Origin of the sequence: Mesorhizobium sp. M0016 (genome assembly GCF_040324035.1) — a bacterium.
In the GTDB taxonomy this organism is placed as follows: Bacteria; Pseudomonadota; Alphaproteobacteria; order Rhizobiales; family Rhizobiaceae; genus Mesorhizobium.
On record NZ_JAMYVM010000006.1, the window covers coordinates 249,129 to 266,573 of the forward strand.

General features: G+C 62.9%; 13 protein-coding genes. 5 read left to right on the plus strand and 8 right to left on the minus strand.

Annotated features, from left to right (window positions below; genetic code table 11):
• Positions 1–104: 104 nt before the first annotated feature.
• From NKJ88_RS12065 to NKJ88_RS12075, 3 genes are all read right to left on the minus strand, one after another.
• Positions 105–3,512, minus strand: a complete 3,408-nt coding sequence (locus NKJ88_RS12065) for an SPOR domain-containing protein (RefSeq protein WP_023815401.1) — start codon at positions 3,510–3,512, stop codon at positions 105–107.
• Between the two features lie 103 nt (positions 3,513–3,615).
• Entirely contained in the window at positions 3,616–5,379 is a 1,764-nt protein-coding gene (gene argS / locus NKJ88_RS12070) for an arginine--tRNA ligase (protein ID WP_023667694.1), read from the minus strand.
• A gap of 62 nt (positions 5,380–5,441) precedes the next feature.
• Positions 5,442–6,656: a deoxyguanosinetriphosphate triphosphohydrolase gene (locus tag NKJ88_RS12075; RefSeq protein WP_023729964.1), complete on the minus strand. Its 1,215-nt coding sequence runs from the start codon at positions 6,654–6,656 to the stop codon at positions 5,442–5,444.
• Between the two features lie 76 nt (positions 6,657–6,732).
• Here NKJ88_RS12075 and erpA point away from each other — a divergent pair, with 76 nt between their 5' ends.
• From erpA to NKJ88_RS12095, 4 genes are all read left to right on the plus strand, one after another.
• Positions 6,733–7,080, plus strand: coding sequence for an iron-sulfur cluster insertion protein ErpA (gene erpA, locus NKJ88_RS12080; RefSeq protein WP_031199080.1), 348 nt, complete (start codon positions 6,733–6,735; stop codon positions 7,078–7,080).
• A gap of 4 nt (positions 7,081–7,084) precedes the next feature.
• Positions 7,085–7,477, plus strand: coding sequence for a VOC family protein (locus NKJ88_RS12085; RefSeq protein ID WP_023691101.1), 393 nt, complete (start codon positions 7,085–7,087; stop codon positions 7,475–7,477).
• A gap of 8 nt (positions 7,478–7,485) precedes the next feature.
• On the plus strand, positions 7,486–8,280 hold the full coding sequence (gene xth / locus NKJ88_RS12090; RefSeq protein ID WP_352444125.1) for an exodeoxyribonuclease III: 795 nt from the start codon (positions 7,486–7,488) through the stop codon (positions 8,278–8,280).
• A gap of 116 nt (positions 8,281–8,396) precedes the next feature.
• The gene (locus NKJ88_RS12095) at positions 8,397–8,651 is read left to right on the plus strand and encodes a hypothetical protein (RefSeq protein ID WP_245260192.1); all 255 of its coding nucleotides are present in this window, start codon (positions 8,397–8,399) and stop codon (positions 8,649–8,651) included.
• 201 nt (positions 8,652–8,852) lie between these two features.
• Here NKJ88_RS12095 and NKJ88_RS12100 read toward each other — a convergent pair whose 3' ends face one another.
• The 3 genes from NKJ88_RS12100 to NKJ88_RS12110 all read right to left on the minus strand — a co-directional run bounded on the left by NKJ88_RS12100 (position 8,853) and on the right by NKJ88_RS12110 (position 12,901).
• Entirely contained in the window at positions 8,853–9,677 is an 825-nt protein-coding gene (locus NKJ88_RS12100) for a tetratricopeptide repeat protein (RefSeq protein WP_023667701.1), read from the minus strand.
• Complete coding sequence (gene ilvD, locus NKJ88_RS12105) at positions 9,664–11,388, minus strand: dihydroxy-acid dehydratase (protein ID WP_023697625.1); 1,725 nt, start codon at positions 11,386–11,388, stop codon at positions 9,664–9,666. Before ilvD ends, NKJ88_RS12100 begins: the two co-directional genes overlap by 14 nt.
• 292 nt (positions 11,389–11,680) lie before the next feature.
• Positions 11,681–12,901, minus strand: a complete 1,221-nt coding sequence (locus tag NKJ88_RS12110; RefSeq protein ID WP_352444126.1) for an OmpP1/FadL family transporter — start codon at positions 12,899–12,901, stop codon at positions 11,681–11,683.
• A 148-nt stretch (positions 12,902–13,049) separates the two neighbouring features.
• On the opposite strand from NKJ88_RS12110, the gene NKJ88_RS12115 reads away from it, so the two are divergent.
• Positions 13,050–13,310 carry a hypothetical protein gene (locus NKJ88_RS12115; RefSeq protein ID WP_156937187.1) on the plus strand — a complete coding sequence of 87 codons (261 nt, stop codon included), beginning with the start codon at positions 13,050–13,052 and terminating at the stop codon, positions 13,308–13,310.
• On the opposite strand, the gene NKJ88_RS12120 is transcribed toward NKJ88_RS12115, so the two are convergent.
• Positions 13,259–16,042: a valine--tRNA ligase gene (locus NKJ88_RS12120; protein ID WP_352444127.1), complete on the minus strand. Its 2,784-nt coding sequence runs from the start codon at positions 16,040–16,042 to the stop codon at positions 13,259–13,261. The genes NKJ88_RS12115 and NKJ88_RS12120 overlap by 52 nt on opposite strands.
• A gap of 268 nt (positions 16,043–16,310) precedes the next feature.
• Positions 16,311–17,207, minus strand: a complete 897-nt coding sequence (locus tag NKJ88_RS12125; protein WP_352444128.1) for a PopZ family protein — start codon at positions 17,205–17,207, stop codon at positions 16,311–16,313.
• Between the last annotated feature and the right edge of the window lie 238 nt (positions 17,208–17,445).

Here is a 17,445-nt window from a genome sequence, read left to right on the forward strand (position 1 = left end):
AGGGAATCTCCCCGGACGGCAAGCGCCTCAACCTCTCGCCCATCCACATGAAAAAGCCGGCGCGACCCTTGGGAACGCACCGGCTCTGATAATTGGATCCGGCCTTACCGCGACACGAAGCAGTTGCCGCCGGCAGCCTTGTAGCTGGTGCACAGATTGATCGCATCGTTGCGCGATTGCGCAGGCACCCGGACACGGTAGAAGGTGCCCTTGCCGGCGATCTCCGCCTTGACGATGTTGGCGGTGCGACCGGCGAGCACATTTCCATAGCGGCGCTGCAGGTCGGCGTAGTTGGCCTGGGCGCTTTCGACCGTCGGCTGCGAAGCGATCTGCATCGACCACGAACCGCCCGATGTCGAAGCCGTCGCCGGGATGGAGGCAACCTGGTCGGGCTTGACCTCGCCGACCACGTCGACCGGCTGGTCGGACGGGCGCTGCGGCGCTACGGCAACCGTCTGCGGCGTGTTGGCGGACTGGGTCTCAGCCTTCGGCGCAGCCGCCGGCTTTACCGGCTTGACCGGCTTGGCGGTCTCGGCACTTGCCTGGTCGCTATTTGCCTGATCGGCAGGCGCCACGGTGCCGGTCTGCTCGGCATCGGCCGAAGGGGCGACGTGCTGCGGCGCCGGGTCAAGCGGCTCAGTCGCCGCAACCTGCGGCGCGGCCGGCGTCGAGTCCTCGCGTGCCACCAACGAGCCGTCGGGCTTGACCACCATGGTCCGCACCTTGCGCGGGGCAACGGCGACCGTATCGGGGTTCTTCTCGGCTTCCTGCAGCACCTGCGCAATGCGGTCCTCGGATTTTGGCGCCGGCGCGACAGCCGCGTCGGGGTTGCCGGCAGCGTCGGGGTTGACGGCAGCTTCGGGGTTGCCGGCAGCGTCCGGGCCTGGGGCAGTATCGTCGGGCGACAGATCGACGACGCGGCTTTCAGGCTCCTGCGCCTTCACATCGACCGGCTCTTCGGTGTTGGTGACCAGCTTCTCCTGAACCGGCTCGGCCGGCTTGGTGCCCTTGGCGACCGCATCATAAACCTTGTTGTCCTGGTTCGGCACCACGGCGCCGCCCGGATTTTCGGGCTTGACCTTGATCGGCCTGTTGTCGGCTTTGACAATGACCGGCGCATCGCTGCCGCCCTTGCCGCCGAACGACAAGGCGAAGGCGCCAAGGCCGCCGGCAATCGCAACCGCAGCAACGACGCCCGCGACCAGCAGGCCGCTCCTGCGCGGCCGTGCGGCTTCCTGCTCGGCGAGGCCCGGCACCGCCATTGCCTCGTCCAGATCCGGATCGTAGTCGAGTTCGTCGACCGCGAAATCGTCGGCCTGCGAAACCGGCTGGCTGCCGGGCAGATCGTCCATGTCGAAGCCGCCGGCGGCATCGGCGTGGTGAGCTTGCGTGGCTGCAAGCACTTCGGCTGGCCGCGCCGCATAGGCGCGCTGGTCGAGCTCGTGGCCCGAACCGAAGCCGGAACTGTAGGAATCGTCATCATAGCCGGCACTGCGTGCGGCAGTGGGCGGCGCCACTTCCACCGCGTTCATCTCGTTGAGCATGCCGGCGAATTCGGCGTCGATGTCGTCATAGGCGGCGGGCTCGTCTTGCTCGAAGCTGAGTTCTGGAATGTCGAGGTCGTCGGCAATCGCCACGACACGCTCCGGCACATCGACCGTCTCGACATCCGGCATCTCGTCATAGGCCTGAGGCGGCGCCTGGCGCGACGGCGTCGGCGCCACATAGGCAGCAGCGGCAACCGGCTGGTCGCGATAGCTTGGCGCTGCCGCTGGCGGCATGGACGGCTTTTCTGCAAAAGAAGCTTGCGGCTGCGCTGCAAAAGAAGGTTGCGGCTGCGCTGCAAAGGAAGGCTGGGCCGGGGTGGGAGTCACGCGGCTCCACGAACGCGCCGGCTCCGGCGGCGTCGAGCGCCAATCGCCAGCGACCGGTGCTGCCGTGTCCTTACCGAGATCGATGCCCTTGGCGAGCGCCGCATCGAAGGCATGATCATCGAACTCGATCTCGGGCTCATGGCCCTCGAGTTCGCCGGCAAGCAGATCGTCGAAATCGGCATCGTCCGCCTGGGCCTCCTGAGGAGCCGGCGCGTGTTCGTCCAGGTCCCAGTCGAGATTATCGACCGGAGCGACCGGCGTTGCGACGGACCGCTGCACCGGGGCAACCGACTCATAAGTCCTGGTGGGCTCGATGGCGGCAGCCCTGGTGGGCTCGGTGACGAGCGGAATCGGCGCGACTGGCGCCGGGCGTGGTGTGGTCATGGCGCCAAGCAGCGCGTTGAGTTCATCTTCCAACGTCCGTTCGTCAGCGACCGGAGCGGCCGGGGTCGCCATATTGGTAGGCGCCACATAGGCTGGTGCGACCGGAGCTAGCTGAACCGGAGCGGGTGCGGTCTCGGCTACCGGCTCGTGATCGGCAAGCGCATCATCGATGCTCAGATCGAAATCGTCGAATGCTTCGTGCGCAGTCTCATGAGAGGGGCTGGCCTCCACGGTCCAGGCCGGCGTCTCGTCCACTTCCGGCGCATCCATCTCAACCGGCGCGCTGACCTGCAGATCGCTCTCTTCCGGATCCTCGGCCTCAACAGGCTGAGCCTCGAAAGCCTGCGGCTCGAAATGCTCGGCCGCAAAATCCTGGGCTGCAAAATCCTGGGCCGCAAAGTCCATGTCGACATCGGCCATCGCGTCATCGAAATGACCCGCAAAATCCTCGTCGGCAACAGTGTGGTCGGCGACTCCGACGACCGGCGCCTCGGCTACTGGCGCGGCATACTGGTCCTGCGCCGGCGCAGGACCGTCCAGCGTCAGCTCGTCTTCCAGCGACATCGAGACGGCATTGTCGAAATCATCGTCGAACGCGACATCGTCGGCGGGCGCAGCAGCAACCTGGGCGACATCTGCGGCATGGGCGACGGTCGCATCGTCATCGAGCAGCAACCCCTGCTCGAGCGAAGCGGCAAGGTCGTCGTCCATCGGCAGGTCGTCTTCGAGCGGCGATACGTTTTCCAGCGAGCTGGCCACGGCATTGTCGAAATCATCGTCGAATGCAGCTTCGTCGAATGCGGGCTCGGCAAACGAAGGTTCGGCAAACGAGGGTTCAACGGGAGCAGCCGCAGCCTGCGGGGCAGCGCCGAAATCCAGATCGGCGGCATCGTCGAAGACGAAATCATATTCCAGCGAAGCAGCCAGCGCATCGTCCATCGCGGCATCGGTGGTTTCGAAAGCCGGCTCGCGAATCTCGGCAGCAGGTTCGTAGGGCTCAGCGGCAGGCTGGTGAACCTCGGGAGCTGGCTGGCTGGCCTCCATGGAACCGACTTCATCGCCGAATTCGCCCATCAACTCCTTCTCGAGGTCGATGTCGAAATCGCCCTCGTCCGCAGCCGTCTCGACGGCTGGCGCCTGCGGCTTGACCGGCTGGCGCGGATCGAAACCCATGATCCTGGTCAGTTCAGCGAACGGATCATCTTCGGCGATGTCGTTGTTGTCGGCTACTCTCAGCTGGGTTCTGTCTGCCATTATTGTTCCCGAACTCGCACTCATTCGGACGCCATGGACGTCGCGTAGGGTTGGCCCTTACCAGCGCAATGTGGGCAAATGGTGACAGGTGTTTTAGTTAAACCTAACGCATCTCAGTGGGCGCATCAGCCCCAATCAGCGTCAGGCCGGAGGTCAAAACATCCGAAACAGCCTGCACCAGCCCTAGTCTGGCATGAGTCAATTGTCGGTCGTTAACCTTAACAAAACGTAAGTCGGCATTCTCGGTGCCCCGATTCCAGTGTCCATGGAAGCTGGAAGCCAGATCGTAGAGGTAGAATGCCAGCCGGTGCGGCTCCAGCGCAAGGGCCGCAGATTCGACCAGCCGGGGATATTCAGCCAGCTTCCGGATCAGGCCGATCTCGCCCTCATCGGTGAGCGACGCCGAGGCCGCGGCCAGGCTGTTGCGGTCGAAATTGGCCTCGCCCAGTTGCTCGCTCGCCTGCCGGAACACCGAATGACAGCGCGCCGAAGCGTACTGCACGTAGAACACGGGATTGTCCTTGGACTGTTCGGTGACCTTGGCGAAATCGAAGTCGAGCGGCGCATCGCTCTTGCGGTAGAGCATCATGAAGCGGATCGCATCGCGGCCCACCTCCTCCACCGCTTCGCGCAAGGTCACGAAGTCGCCCGACCGCTTCGACATCCGAATCGGTTCGCCATCGCGAAACAGCTTCACCAGATTGCACAGCAGCACCGTGAGTTGCAGCTTCAGATCATCGCCTGCAATCGCCCGCGCCAGCGCTTCCAGCCGCTTGACGTAGCCGCCATGGTCGGCGCCCAGCACATAGATCAGGCCGACGAAACCGCGGTCGACCTTGTCCTTGAGATAGGCGACGTCGGCGGCGAAATAGGTGAACGAGCCGTCGGACTTGACCAGCGCCCGGTCCATGTCGTCGCCGACCGCCGTCGAGCGAAACAGCGTCTGCTCGCGGTCTTCCCAGTCGTCCGGCTTCTCGCCCTTGGGCGGCGGTAGCTTGCCCTTGTAGATATGGCCTTTCAGCGTCAGATCGTTGATCGCCGAGCGGATTTTTTTGGCATTGTCGGCATGCAGCGTGCGCTCGGAGAAGAAAACGTCGTGATGCACATTGAGCAACGCCAGATCCTCGCGGATCATCACCATCATGGCGTCGATCGTGCGGTCCTTGACGATTGCCAGCGACTCATCGTCGGGCATCTGCAAGAGCTTGCGGCCAAATTCGGCAGCCAGCGCCTGACCGACCGGCACAAGGTAATCGCCGGGATAGAGGCCGGCCGGTATCTCGCCAATGTCGTCGCCCAGCGCTTCGCGGTAGCGCAGGAAGGCCGAACGCCCGAGCACGTCGATCTGCGCGCCGGCGTCGTTGATGATGTATTCCTTGGTGACGTCATAGCCGGCGAAGGCCATCAGATTGGCGAGCGTGTCGCCGACAACCGCGCCCCGGCAATGGCCGACATGCATCGGCCCGGTCGGATTGGCCGAGACATATTCGACATTAGTCTTCTTGCCGCCACCAATGGTCGAGCGGCCGTAGTTTTGCCCCTCGCCGAGCACCGCGGTCAGATGTGCCTGCCAGAAAGCGTCCTTGAGCCGGAGATTGACGAAGCCCGGACCGGCGACGTCGGCTTCGGCAACATCGGCGTCGCTGCGCAGCACTTCCACCAGCCGCTCGGCCAGCGCCCGCGGGTTGTGCCCTGTCGGCTTGGCCAGTACCATCGCCGCATTGGTGGCGAGATCGCCATGGCTGGCGTCGCGCGGCGGCTCGACGGCGATGCGCGACAGGTCGGGCGAAACGCCATTACTGTCTTTCAAATCAAGCGCTTCGACGGCTTTTGTGATTCGCGCGCTGAAATCGGCGAAGATGTTCATGGGTCTTGCTCTGGCAGACTGTGCAGGGGAACCGGCTCATTGGCCGGCAAATCGCGCCCGCCCTAGCTTAAATCGGGCGTATGGTCAAACAGACGGCGGTGTTCCTTCAAGGCGTAGGTATCCGTCATCCCCGCCAGGAAATCGGCGACGCTGCGCGCCTTGATGCGGTCCTCCGCCCGGTCGAGCCCCTCCCGCCAGCCGTCCGGCATGGCGCGCGGATCGGCGAAATAGACATCGAACAGGTCGCGCACGATCTGCTCGGCCTCAATGCGAACGCGCATCACCTCGTCATGCCGGTAGAGATGCTTGTAAAGAAAGGTCTTCAAATCCTTCTCGGTCGCCGCCATGTCTGCGGAAAAGGTCACCATCGTCTCGCCCGCCGCCCGCACCGCTTCGGCGCTGTCAGGCTTGATGCGCTCCAGATTGGCGGTGGTGGAAACAATGACGTCCTCGACCATCATCGTGATCTGCCGGCGCATCAGCTCATGGCCGGTGCGCACATCGTCCAGGCCCGGATAGCGCGCGCGCACGCTTGCCAGGATCGATCCCGGCAGCGCCACCGTTTCCAGCATGTCCAAGGTCAGGAAGCCGGAGCGCAGGCCGTCGTCGATGTCATGGGTGTTGTAGGCGATATCGTCGGCGATCGCAGCACATTGCGCCTCGATGCCGGCGAAATGGTCGAGTTCGAGGTCGTGCAACTCGGAATAGTCGCGGATCGCCTGCGGCACCGGGCCTTTGAGCCCTTTTCCCTTGGCGTCGGTCAGCGGGCCATTGTGCTTCACCAGGCCTTCCAGCGTTTCCCAGGTCAGGTTCAGCCCGTCGAACTCGGCATAGCGCCGCTCCAGCCGCGTCACCACGCGCAGCGACTGCGCATTGTGGTCGAAGCCGCCCCATTGGGCCATCCGCTCGTTCAGCGCGTCCTCGCCGGTATGGCCGAACGGCGTGTGACCGAAATCGTGCACCAAGGCGACCGCCTCGGCCAGATCCTCGTCGCCGCGCAGCGCTCGCGCCAGAGCCCGCGCAATCTGCGCCACCTCGATCGAATGCGTCAGCCGGGTGCGGTAGTGATCTCCTTCATGGGCGACGAACACCTGCGTCTTGTGCTTCAGGCGGCGGAAGGCAGTCGAATGAATGATACGGTCACGGTCGCGCTGGAATGGCGTGCGAGTCGGGCTCTCGACCTCGTCATAGAGCCGCCCGCGCGACCTGGCTGGGTCGCTGGCATAGGCCGCGCGCGGCCGATAGCCGAACCCAATGTCGCCAAGCTCATTTGTCATGGCTGATGCCGCCGCAGTTGACTTGCCCCTTCCCGCTTCATACCTATCAAGTGAAACTGAAAGCAAGGTGACGCCCATGGGCGCTGATGCCAAGACTGCCATGAAAGTCGAGATGACCGAGTCCGCCGCCAGGCGGATCGCGAAAATCGTCTCTGGCGAGGCCGGCAAGACGGCGCTGCGCGTCTCCGTAGAGGGCGGCGGCTGCTCCGGCTTTTCCTACAAGTTCGACCTGGTCAATACGCGCAACGACGACGACGTCGCCATCGAAAAGGACGGCGCCACCGTGCTGATCGACGATTTGTCGCTGGTCTATATGGGCGGCTCGGTGATCGACTTCGTCGACGATCTGATGGGCCAATCGTTCCAGATCCGCAACCCCAATGCAGTCGCCTCCTGCGGCTGCGGCACCAGTTTCTCCATCTAGGCAGATGTCCGGCGTCGGCGCGGTCCGTCAGGTCGCACTGTCGGCCGGGCGCGATCTCGACGTGACGCTGGCCTTCTGGCGCGATGTGCTCGGCCTCAACGTTCACGCCCGCTACGATCCGCCGGGCATCGCCTTCATCATGGCCGGTGATATCAGGTTGCTGTTCACCGATGGCGTTCCGGCCGGCACCGTCTATCTCGATATAGCCGGGCTCGAAGCCTTCCACGCCGAGGCGAAAGCGTCCGGCGTTCCCTTCACCGCACCGCCGGCGCTCGTCCACAACGACACCGAAGGCACGTTCGGAACGGCGGGGGAAAGCGAGTGGATGGCCTTTCTAAAGGACCCGGCAGGCAATACGATCGGGCTTGTCGAACGTCTTTCGCCCGAACATCCCTGAGGCCGCCCATGAAAATCGTTACCTGGAACATAAACGGCATTCGCGCCCGCATCGGCAACCTCACCCACTGGCTGAGCGAAAGCCAGCCCGACATCGTCTGCCTGCAGGAGATCAAGTCGGTCGACGAGCAGTTCCCGCGCGCCGAGATCGAGGCGCTTGGCTACAACGTGGAAACCCATGGCCAGAAGGGCTTTAACGGCGTCGCCCTACTGTCGAAACTTCCGTTCGACGAGGCTATCAGAGGCCTGCCCGGTGATGACGCCGACGAGCAGGCGCGCTTCATCGAGGGCGTGTTCTCGACCGACCAGGGCGCGCTGCGCGTCGCCTCGCTCTATCTGCCCAACGGCAATCCCATCGATGACGAGAAGAAATTTCCTTACAAGCTGGCCTGGATGGAGCGGCTGCATCGCTGGGCCGAGCAGCGGCTGCTTCTGGAGGAGGCGCTGGTGCTGGCCGGCGACTACAATGTCATCCCCGAGCCGGTCGATGCGCGCTTCCCCGAGAACTGGCTTGGCGATGCGCTGTTCCAGCCGCAGACCCGGCAGGCCTTCCGGCGACTGAAGAATCTCGGCTTTACCGAGGCGGTGCGCGCCGTCACCGATGCCGCCGACGTCTACACCTTCTGGGATTACCAGGCCGGCGCCTGGCAGAAGAACAACGGCATCCGCATCGACCATCTGCTGTTGTCACCCGAAGCGGCCAACCGCTTTTCCTCGGCCTCGATCGAAAAGCATGTGCGCGCCTGGGAAAAGCCTTCCGACCACGTGCCGGTGGCGATCGATCTGGCGCTGCTGCCGGCTTGATATCAGCCGAAACCCTGATGTCGCCACAATCGCGCCATTCAGTCAGAGATCAGCATGGCGGCTGGGGTTCCATGGCACTACGATTCCTCCTTTGTCCAATCGGCCTGGCATTTGCCATGGCCTCCCCTGCAGCGGCACTTGCCGACCAGCAGTGCCTGGCCAATGGCAAGTCCTACCAGGTCGGCCAGGTCACCTGCCTGACGGTTTCAGACAAGAGCCATATGGCCCGCTGCGACCTGGTGCTCAACAACACCTCATGGACCAAGATCGGCGACAGCTGCCCCGACAGCACGATGAAGCCGCATCTGCACGTCACGCCGATCTCGATGCCGGTACACAGAGCGGCGCCGGCGGAACTCACCGAGAACTGATGGATGTGAGCTAATCTCCCCCCTTGAGGGGGAGATGGCCGGCAAGCCAGAGGGGGGCGCGAAGAAACGCGACCTTTCGGTCAAACAAGCTCACCCTCTCAGTCCAACCCGGGCAAACTTTAGTCAACTGAAATGCCAGCGGGACAGCGCCCCCCTCTGCCCTGCCGGGCATCTCCCCCTCAAGGGGGGAGATTGGCAATTTCACTGGTCGCCGCCGCCCTTGGTCAGGATGTCGTCGGCAAGCGAAATGGCAGTGCGACGGTCGGCTTCGCCGGCGGCGGCAAATGCCTCTTCCTGCATGCCGCGGATCCACGGCTGGTCGCTCGGCGAGGCGCGTTCGAGCGCGGCGGTCATCATGGCCAGCCCGCGCACGATCTTGCCGCTCTGGAACAGAAGATTGCCGAGCGTCGCCTGGGCGCCGGCATGGCCTTTTTCGGCGGCGAGCTGGAACCAGCGGCCGGCCTGCTTGACGCTGGCCTTGACGCCGCCCTCGCCCTTCAAAAACATCTGGCCCATCTCGAACTGAGCGTTCGGGTTGCGGTAATTGGCGGCCGCGCGCATGTAATATTCCTGCGCCGCGACCTCGTTTTCCTCGACCGGGCTGCCGGGGATGCCTGTCCGGAGATAGTCGCCCAGCGCCACCAGCGCGTCGGAGACATAGCTTTCCTCCGGCGATCCCGGCTCGACATCCTGATCGACGATCTCGGAGAAGAATTTGAAGGCCGCATAGTCGTCGCGCGTCACGCCGTCGCCTTCGGCGTACATGCGCGCGAGCTTCCAGGTGGCGCCGATCTGGCCGTTCTCGGCGGCGTATTTATAGGCCTCGACCGCCTGTTCCTTATGGCCGCTCTTGTAGGCGGAGAAGCCGAACTGGAACACGGCCCATGGGCTCGATTGCGGCTTCACGCCGGTCTTGTCGTCGAACACCTTGTCGTCGAAGGCCATGGCCTGGCCCACGGCGCCAAAGATCGCAACAGCGACCAGTGCCGGAAGGACAGACGACCTCAACAACTCAGATATCCGCATAGCAATGTGTTTCTTTGGCACCGCCCGGATGGGTGACCGCGCCGTCGCGGGCAGGCCCTACCGTCTGTGCGTATTTCCAGATCGCGCCCGACTGATAGTCGGTCGTGCGCGCCTTCCAGGCCTTCGCCCGCGTTGCCAGTTCGGCCTCGGACAAATCGACCGCGATCGTGCCTTTGGTTGCATCGATCGAGATCACATCGCCGTCTTTCAAGAGCCCGATCGGGCCGCCAACGGCAGCTTCGGGCCCGACATGGCCGATGCAGAAACCGCGCGTCGCGCCCGAAAAACGACCGTCGGTGATGAGGGCGACCTTGCCGCCCATGCCCTGGCCGTAGAGCGCCGCAGTCGTCGACAGCATCTCGCGCATGCCCGGGCCGCCGCGCGGACCTTCGTAACGGATGACGAGAACCTCGCCTTCCCGGTAGTTGCGGTGCGTGACCGCCTCGAAACATTCCTCTTCCGAATCGAAACAGCGTGCCGGACCTGAGAATTTCAGCTCCGTCATGCCCGCGACCTTCACGATCGCGCCTTCGGGGGCAAGGTTGCCCTTCAAGCCCACGACACCGCCGGTTTGGGTGATTGGACGGTTGGCGGGACGGACCACATCCTGGCTATCATTCCAGGCAACATGCTCCATGTTTTCGGCCAAAGTACGGCCAGTCACGGTCATGCAGTCGCCATGGAGATAGCCGTGGTCGAGCAGCGTCTTCATCAACAGCGGAATGCCGCCGGCCTCGAACATGTCCTTGGCGACATATTTGCCGCCCGGCTTGAGGTCGGCGATGTAGGGCGTCTTCTCGAAAATCGCGGCAACGTCGAACAGGTCGAACTTGATGCCTGCCTCATGCGCGATCGCCGGCAGGTGCAAAGCCGCATTGGTCGAGCCGCCGGTGGCCGAAACCACGGTCGCCGCATTCTCCAGCGCCTTCAGCGTGACGACGTCGCGCGGCCGGATGTTCTTGGCGATCAGCTCCATGATCTTTTCGCCGGAGGCGAAATTGAAGCGGTCGCGCATCTCGTAAGGCGCCGGCGCACCGCAGGAGTACGGCAGCGCCAGGCCGATCGCCTCGGCGACGGTGGCCATGGTGTTGGCTGTGAACTGGGCCCCGCAGGAGCCGGCGGACGGACACGCCGCCTGCTCGATCTCCAGCAGTTCGGCATCGCTGACCGTGCCGACCGAATGCTGGCCGACTGCTTCGAACACGTCCTGCACAGTGATCTGGCGGCCGCGATAGGAGCCCGGCAGGATCGAGCCGCCATAGATGAAGATCGACGGCACGTTGAGCCGCACCATGGCCATCATCATGCCGGGCAGCGACTTGTCGCAGCCGGCAAGGCCGACCAGCGCATCGTAGCAATGGCCCCGCATGGTGAGTTCGACCGAATCGGCAATGACATCGCGCGACACCAGCGACGACTTCATGCCCTGGTGCCCCATGGCGATGCCGTCGGTGACGGTGATGGTGCAGAATTCGCGCGGCGTGCCGTTGGCTGCGGCGACGCCCTTCTTGACCACTTGCGCCTGGCGCATCAGCGAGATGTTGCAAGGCGCCGCCTCGTTCCAGCAGGAGGCGACGCCGACCAGCGGCTGTGCGATCTCGGCGGCAGACAGGCCCATGGCATAGAGATACGAACGGTGCGGCGCACGCGCCGGACCGACGGTCACATGGCGGCTCGGCAGCTTGGCCTTGGAAATGACTCTGGCGTCCATACTCTTCCTTGCCGCGGGCGGTGCGGCCTGCCCCATCGCCGAGCCTTCTGGCGCGTGTCCCGAGACAAATTCGAGGTGCGCCGGGTTTATGGCGGGAAATAGGCAATTTGGTCTGGCGGAGTTGTAGCGCGGGGGTTGTTCAGAAACTGTTGCCAAAACGTCACAATCGCGAGAGGCGACGCCAGTGCGGCGTATCTGCAACGCTGGCGCGCCCGCCAGCGCAGGGCCAACTCTGTCCGAAAAACGTAAAAGGCCGGGCAACGCCCGGCCTTTTACCTGTATTTTCAGAAGCTTAGAACCTAATTTTAACACCGCCCGAAATGGCCGTGATCAGATCGTTGCCAAAGTCGTAGGTTGCGTCTGCACCAACGACTTTGCCGTTCTCGCCAATCATTATGCCGGAGTGACCGCTGGTCAGCACGCCGATTGCACCGCCCAACCGAACCTCGATGTTGGGCTGTGGCGTATAAGCGACGCCGCCACCCAGCGTCCAGGTATCGGACTGCGAACCATAGCCATGCGAGGTGCCGCGATCCCAGGAAATCTGGGCCGCACCGCTCCACTGATCGTTGAACTTGTGGCCGACGCCACCTGAAACGGTCCAGCCGTCGCGATACATCAGGTCAAGCGAGGTGACCTCTCCCGGACCATTGGTGTAGCAAAGTGACGATGGAGCAATCGTCGGGCAGATCGGAACGCTCTGCAGCACACTCCAGTTCACCCACTTGATCGAACCGAAGGCTAGCCATCCTGGAGCGATACCCGACTGCAATTTCAACTCCACGGTATCAGGCATGTACTGCGTTGAGCCGTAGATCGGGATAACGCCTTGGCCGACACTGGTGAGATCGAGTTCACCTGAGAGATTGTCGAGCTTGACTTTCGAATTGTAGACGAGGCTCGCGCGCAACGCGATGTCGGGGATTTCGTAGGCAACGCCGGCGCGCCATCCCCAGCCGTTAGCCTCCAGATCGACACGACCTGTCAATACCGGGAAAACGCTTACCAAGCTTTCTTTGAAGCCCCCTATGTCCTGGTAAAACAACCCGCCGATAAAACGAAGCTGGCCCTTACCAGCATCAAATTTATATGAGCATGTACCGGCGTAGTTGTTGCTCTTGATATCGGTTTCCGTGTTGGAAAGCGCACCGTTCCATATACCAGGTGCTGTATGCGCACCCCAAGGCTGCGAATAGTCGAACATGCAGTCGACGCCCTGCACAACCTGAACCTTCATTCCTATGTGCGGTATCCAGTAACCCTCGGCTCCGTCGGCCGTCGTGCCAAGACCTAGGTTGGCGCCGTTCGGACCGGCCGCATTCTTGAACTTGCGATCCGGCATGACATAGGTCGCTTCAGCTTCCGTCGCAAACGGCGCTGGGTCGAAAAGCAGGTCGATGTCGTAGCCACCACGCTCCAGACCGCCGGCACGCGCCGGATGCATCGCGGAACCAATCAAAGCCAGCGAAAAACACCCCGCCCCCAGCAGTGTTTTCAAACGCAAATTGTTCATGGATGTCCTCCCCGAAATACAGTGCATCAAGCTAGAACCAATTCGGGTTAACGGTGCAATAATGAATTCACATAGCGTACATGTACACTCTTGCGGACCGCATTTCGAACACAGTGGCGGCTTGGCCGGTAGGTTCGAAAATGACCATTTGGGCGGCAGACTGGGGAACAAATCAGAAAAAACCGCTCAAAACGGCACCAAAACCGGCTATTTTGCCGGCATTCGGCCCCATTGTTACATTATGGCAACAATGGGGTCGAAACTTTCCGTTTACGTCAATATTAACGCAACGGAACGCCTATTTTTCGAGCAAAAGAACCTTCGCGAAGCGCTGCAAGCGTCTCGCGAATCCGGCGCTCAACCGGCGTCGCGCACCCTGGTCAGCGCCACCGAAAGCTTCTCCTGCTGATCACGGTATTCCGCGAGTTTTTCGCGCTCGGCTGCGACGATCTCTTCCGGCGCGCTGGCGACGAATCTCTCGTTGGACAGCTTCTTGTGCAACCGCGCGATCTCCTCGGTCACCTTGGCCAGTTCCTTCTGCAGCCGCGCCGCCTCGGCGGAGAGATCGATCAGGCTGCCGAGCGGCAGGCAGATCGTCGCCTCGTTGAGCACGATCTGGGCCGAGCCCTTGGGTGCGGCGTCCTGCAGCGAGATGTCGCCGGCCCGCGCCAGCCGCTGGATGGCGGAAGAATGGCGTTCCAGCCTCTGGTGGGTCTCGGCGCTGGCGCCGACCACCACCAGCGGCGCGATCGCCGCCGGCGGCACGTTCATTTCCGAGCGCACCGAGCGGATGCCGGAGACCAGATCGACCAGCCAATTGATGTCGGCGGCGGCGTCTGCGTCCTCGAAATCGGGTGATGGCCAGGCGGCGTGGCAAAGCAGCGTACCACGCGTCCTGCCCTCGCCTGCCGTCTGCGCCCACAATTCCTCGGTCATGAACGGCATCATCGGGTGCAGCAGCTTGTAGATCTCGTCGAGCACGAAAGCGACGCAGGCGCGGCTTTCGGCCTTGGCCGCTTCGTCGGATCCCATGAACACCGGCTTCAAGAGTTCCAGATACCAGTCGCAGAAGAGGTTCCAGACGAAACGGTAGGCAGCGCCCGCCGCTTCGTTGAAGCGGTAAGAGGTGATGCCCTCGGTGATCGCGTGCGACGCCCTGGTCAGCTCGGTCAGGATCCAGCGGTTGACCGGCAGCCTGGCGTCGTTCAGCCAGAAATCATCGTTGCGCGCGACCTCGTTCATCTCGGCAAAGCGTGTCGCGTTCCACAGCTTGGTGCCGAAATTGCGGTAGCCGGCGATGCGCGCCGGATCGAGTTTCACGTCGCGCCCCTGCGCCGCCATCACCGTCAGCGTGAAGCGCAGTGCATCGGCGCCAAACTCGTCGATTAGGTCGAGCGGATCGATGACGTTGCCTTTCGACTTCGACATCTTCTGCCCGTTCTTGTCGCGCACCAGCGCATGCACATAGACGGTGTGGAACGGCTCCTCGTGCATGAAATGCAGGCCCATCATCATCATCCGGGCGACCCAGAAGAAGATGATGTCGAAACCGGTCACCAGCACGTCGGTCTGGTAATAGGTCTTCAGCTCCGGCGTGTGATCCGGCCAGCCCAGTGTCGAGAACGGCCACAGTGCGGACGAGAACCAGGTGTCGAGCACATCCTCGTCGCGGCTCAGGATTTCGCCCGGCTTGAAGGTCTCGAGCTTGTCCTCGACCCAGGCCTTCCACGGGCCTTCCAGCGCCAGATAATATTCAATCGCGGCGCCCAGCGCCTCTTCCTCGGTCTTCTCGACGAAGACGCGGCCGTCCGGCCCGTACCAGGCCGGGATCTGATGACCCCACCACAGCTGGCGTGAAATACACCAGGGCTGGATGTTCTCCATCCAGTCGAAATAGGTCTTTTCCCAGTTCTTCGGCACGAAGTTGGTACGGCCTTCACGCACCGATGCGATCGCCGGCTTGGCGAGCTCGGCGGCGTTTGCATACCACTGCTCGGTCAGAAACGGCTCGATCGGCACGCCGCCGCGGTCGCCATGCGGCACGGCGTGGCGGTGCGGCTCGATCTTGTCGAGGAAGCCGCCGGTCTCCATCAGCTCGACGATTTTCTTGCGCGCGACGAAACGGTCGAGACCGTCGAGCTCGTCCCAGACGGCCTGACGCTCCGGCGTCACGTCGAGCCCGGCGAGAAAATCCTCATTATTCCTGAGCGTTATTGCCGCCTCGATGGTCAGGATGTTGATCGCCGGCAGCTTGTGGCGCTTGCCGACCTCGAAATCGTTGAAGTCGTGCGCCGGCGTGATCTTGACCGCGCCGGAACCCTTTTCCGGGTCGGAATACTCGTCAGCCACAACCGGGATTTTCCGGCCGACGATCGGCAGCACGACATTTTTCCCGACCAGATGCCGGTAGCGCTCGTCGTCCGGGTGCACGGCGACCGCCGTATCGCCAAGCATCGTCTCGGGCCGTGTCGTCGCCACGGTAATGAAGGTCGCCGAATTTTCCGGATCGAAAGTCTCGCCTTCGATTGGATAGCGGAAGTGCCAGAGATTGCCGTTGATCTCCTGGGGCTCGACCTCCAGGTCGGAGATCGCCGTCAACAGCTTCGGGTCCCAGTTCACAAGGCGCTTGTCCTTGTAGATCAGCCCTTCCTTGTAGAGGCTGACGAATACTTCGAGCACGGCCTTGGACAGGCCTTCATCCATGGTAAAACGTTCACGCGACCAGTCGGCCGAGGCGCCGAGCCGCTTCAGCTGGTTGAAGATGGCGCCGCCGGACTCGGCCTTCCACTCCCAGACCTTCTCGATGAACTGCTCGCGGGTGAGATCGCGGCGATGGATCTGCTCCTCCATCAGCTGGCGCTCGACCACCATCTGGGTGGCGATGCCGGCATGGTCCATGCCCGGCTGCCACAGCACGTTCTTGCCGCGCATGCGCTCGAAGCGCACGAGTATGTCCTGTAGCGTGTTGTTGAGCGCGTGGCCCATATGCAGCGAGCCGGTGACGTTGGGCGGCGGGATGACGATGGTGAAGGCCTCCGCCCCCTCCTCGGCACCTGCGCCGGCGCGAAATGCGTCCGCCTCTTCCCAGATTTTGGCGATCTTGGGCTCGACGGTCTTGGCGTCGTAGGTCTTTTCAAGCATGGGAAAGTGGTCCGCGCGGTCGGGAGTTTTGCTGACCCGGTGTAAATCGGAAGGTTTTGGCCAAGTCAACCGCGAGGGCTGCCTCAGTCCTTCAACGCAAATAGGCGGGGCCTTGGTCATTTCAACGGGAAGGCCATGCCTGCACCTTCATCGTCAGCGATCCCGACGGGAAGCTGATCGCATTCGCGACATCAGCCGGACGCTGGCCTGCAGCGAGAAAGCGCAGCCCGAAGGCGGCGCTTTAATCCGGAACGGGCTGTGGTGATGACTATTGCGCGCCGCGCGCGACGCGCTCGATTTCTTCGCGTACCAGGCGCTCGACCAGCGTCGGCAGGTTGTTGTCCAGCCAGTCCTGCAACATCGGCCGCAGCATCTCCTCGGCCATCTCGTCGAAGGTCTTCTTGCTGCGGCTGGCGAAGGCGTCGGAGAGTTCGCCGAAGGCCGCTGCGACCTGCCGTCCCGTATGTTCCGAAACGATCGCCGGCCGAACCGGAGTTGCGTCGGCCGGGCGCGCGTGCTCGCCGCGCGAAGGACGAGGCTCGAAAGCCGGCTCGGCAGCGAGATCGTCTTCGAAAGCCTCGACCTCCGCGATTGCTGCCTGCCGATTTTCAGTCTCTGGCTGCCTGATCTCCGGCTGCCTGATCTCGGGCCGCCGTACTGTGTCAGCCGGTTTTGCCTGATTGCCAACGGCCGCGATTTCGCGGCGCCAATCCGTGACGATCGAGTCGGTGGTTTCCGCCTTTGCCCGCACTGCAGCTTCTGCCCTGACGGCGGGAGCTGGCTCACTGGCTATCCTGGCGCTTACTTCCGCCAATGTCATCGGAGCATGCGCGGGTGGCGCGGCGGTCGTGGCATTTGCCGCAATGGCAGGCTTCACTGGCGACGGGCCGGAGCGCGGCTCCAGCCGCGCAACCACCGGCTCGGCCAGTTGGGCCTGCACCTCGGCCAGCGTCACCGGCTTCTTGCTTTCGGTCGAGCTGTGCAATTCGCTGCGGAAGGCCTCAACATCCGAAACAGGCCCGGCGGCCGGCACAAGGTCCTGGCGCAACTCATCGGCGTCGCCCGGCAGCTTGCGGCCGGTGTCGCTGTCTTCGATGATCCTCCTGATGGAAGCCAGTATTTCTTCCATGGAAGGTTCGCGCTGTGCGCTGCTTGCCGTCGCCATCGTCACATCCGCCGCCCCCGCGCATGATCCCGAAAATCGATCTTCGATTTTCGAAGAGGATCAGGCGCAAATCAAAATTCTACAGCGTCCTTTGCGCATCCATCGGACGCGTGGCGCTGTAGTGACCCGTTCCTGGATTCCTGTCCGGCAAAGCCGGATACGAATCATGGCGACAGCGTAGCCGACGGATCGCCATCCGAGAATCCCCAATCTCGGAAGACGCCGGATTTCAACAATT

Excerpts from the sequence above, each read along its gene's own strand:
- NKJ88_RS12095 (WP_245260192.1), top strand. The coding sequence starts at position 8,397 with ATGGCCTCCCCTGCAGCGGCACTTGCCGACCAGCAGTGCCTGGCCAAT.
- NKJ88_RS12100 (WP_023667701.1), bottom strand. The coding sequence starts at position 9,677 with ATGCGGATATCTGAGTTGTTGAGGTCGTCTGTCCTTCCGGCACTGGTC.
- argS (WP_023667694.1), bottom strand. The coding sequence starts at position 5,379 with ATGAACATCTTCGCCGATTTCAGCGCGCGAATCACAAAAGCCGTCGAA.
- erpA (WP_031199080.1), top strand. The coding sequence starts at position 6,733 with ATGGGCGCTGATGCCAAGACTGCCATGAAAGTCGAGATGACCGAGTCC.
- NKJ88_RS12125 (WP_352444128.1), bottom strand. The coding sequence starts at position 17,207 with ATGGCGACGGCAAGCAGCGCACAGCGCGAACCTTCCATGGAAGAAATA.
- xth (WP_352444125.1), top strand. The coding sequence starts at position 7,486 with ATGAAAATCGTTACCTGGAACATAAACGGCATTCGCGCCCGCATCGGC.
- NKJ88_RS12065 (WP_023815401.1), bottom strand. The coding sequence starts at position 3,512 with ATGGCAGACAGAACCCAGCTGAGAGTAGCCGACAACAACGACATCGCC.
- NKJ88_RS12085 (WP_023691101.1), top strand. The coding sequence starts at position 7,085 with ATGTCCGGCGTCGGCGCGGTCCGTCAGGTCGCACTGTCGGCCGGGCGC.
- NKJ88_RS12075 (WP_023729964.1), bottom strand. The coding sequence starts at position 6,656 with ATGACAAATGAGCTTGGCGACATTGGGTTCGGCTATCGGCCGCGCGCG.
- NKJ88_RS12120 (WP_352444127.1), bottom strand. The coding sequence starts at position 16,042 with ATGCTTGAAAAGACCTACGACGCCAAGACCGTCGAGCCCAAGATCGCC.
- NKJ88_RS12110 (WP_352444126.1), bottom strand. The coding sequence starts at position 12,901 with ATGAACAATTTGCGTTTGAAAACACTGCTGGGGGCGGGGTGTTTTTCG.
- ilvD (WP_023697625.1), bottom strand. The coding sequence starts at position 11,388 with ATGGACGCCAGAGTCATTTCCAAGGCCAAGCTGCCGAGCCGCCATGTG.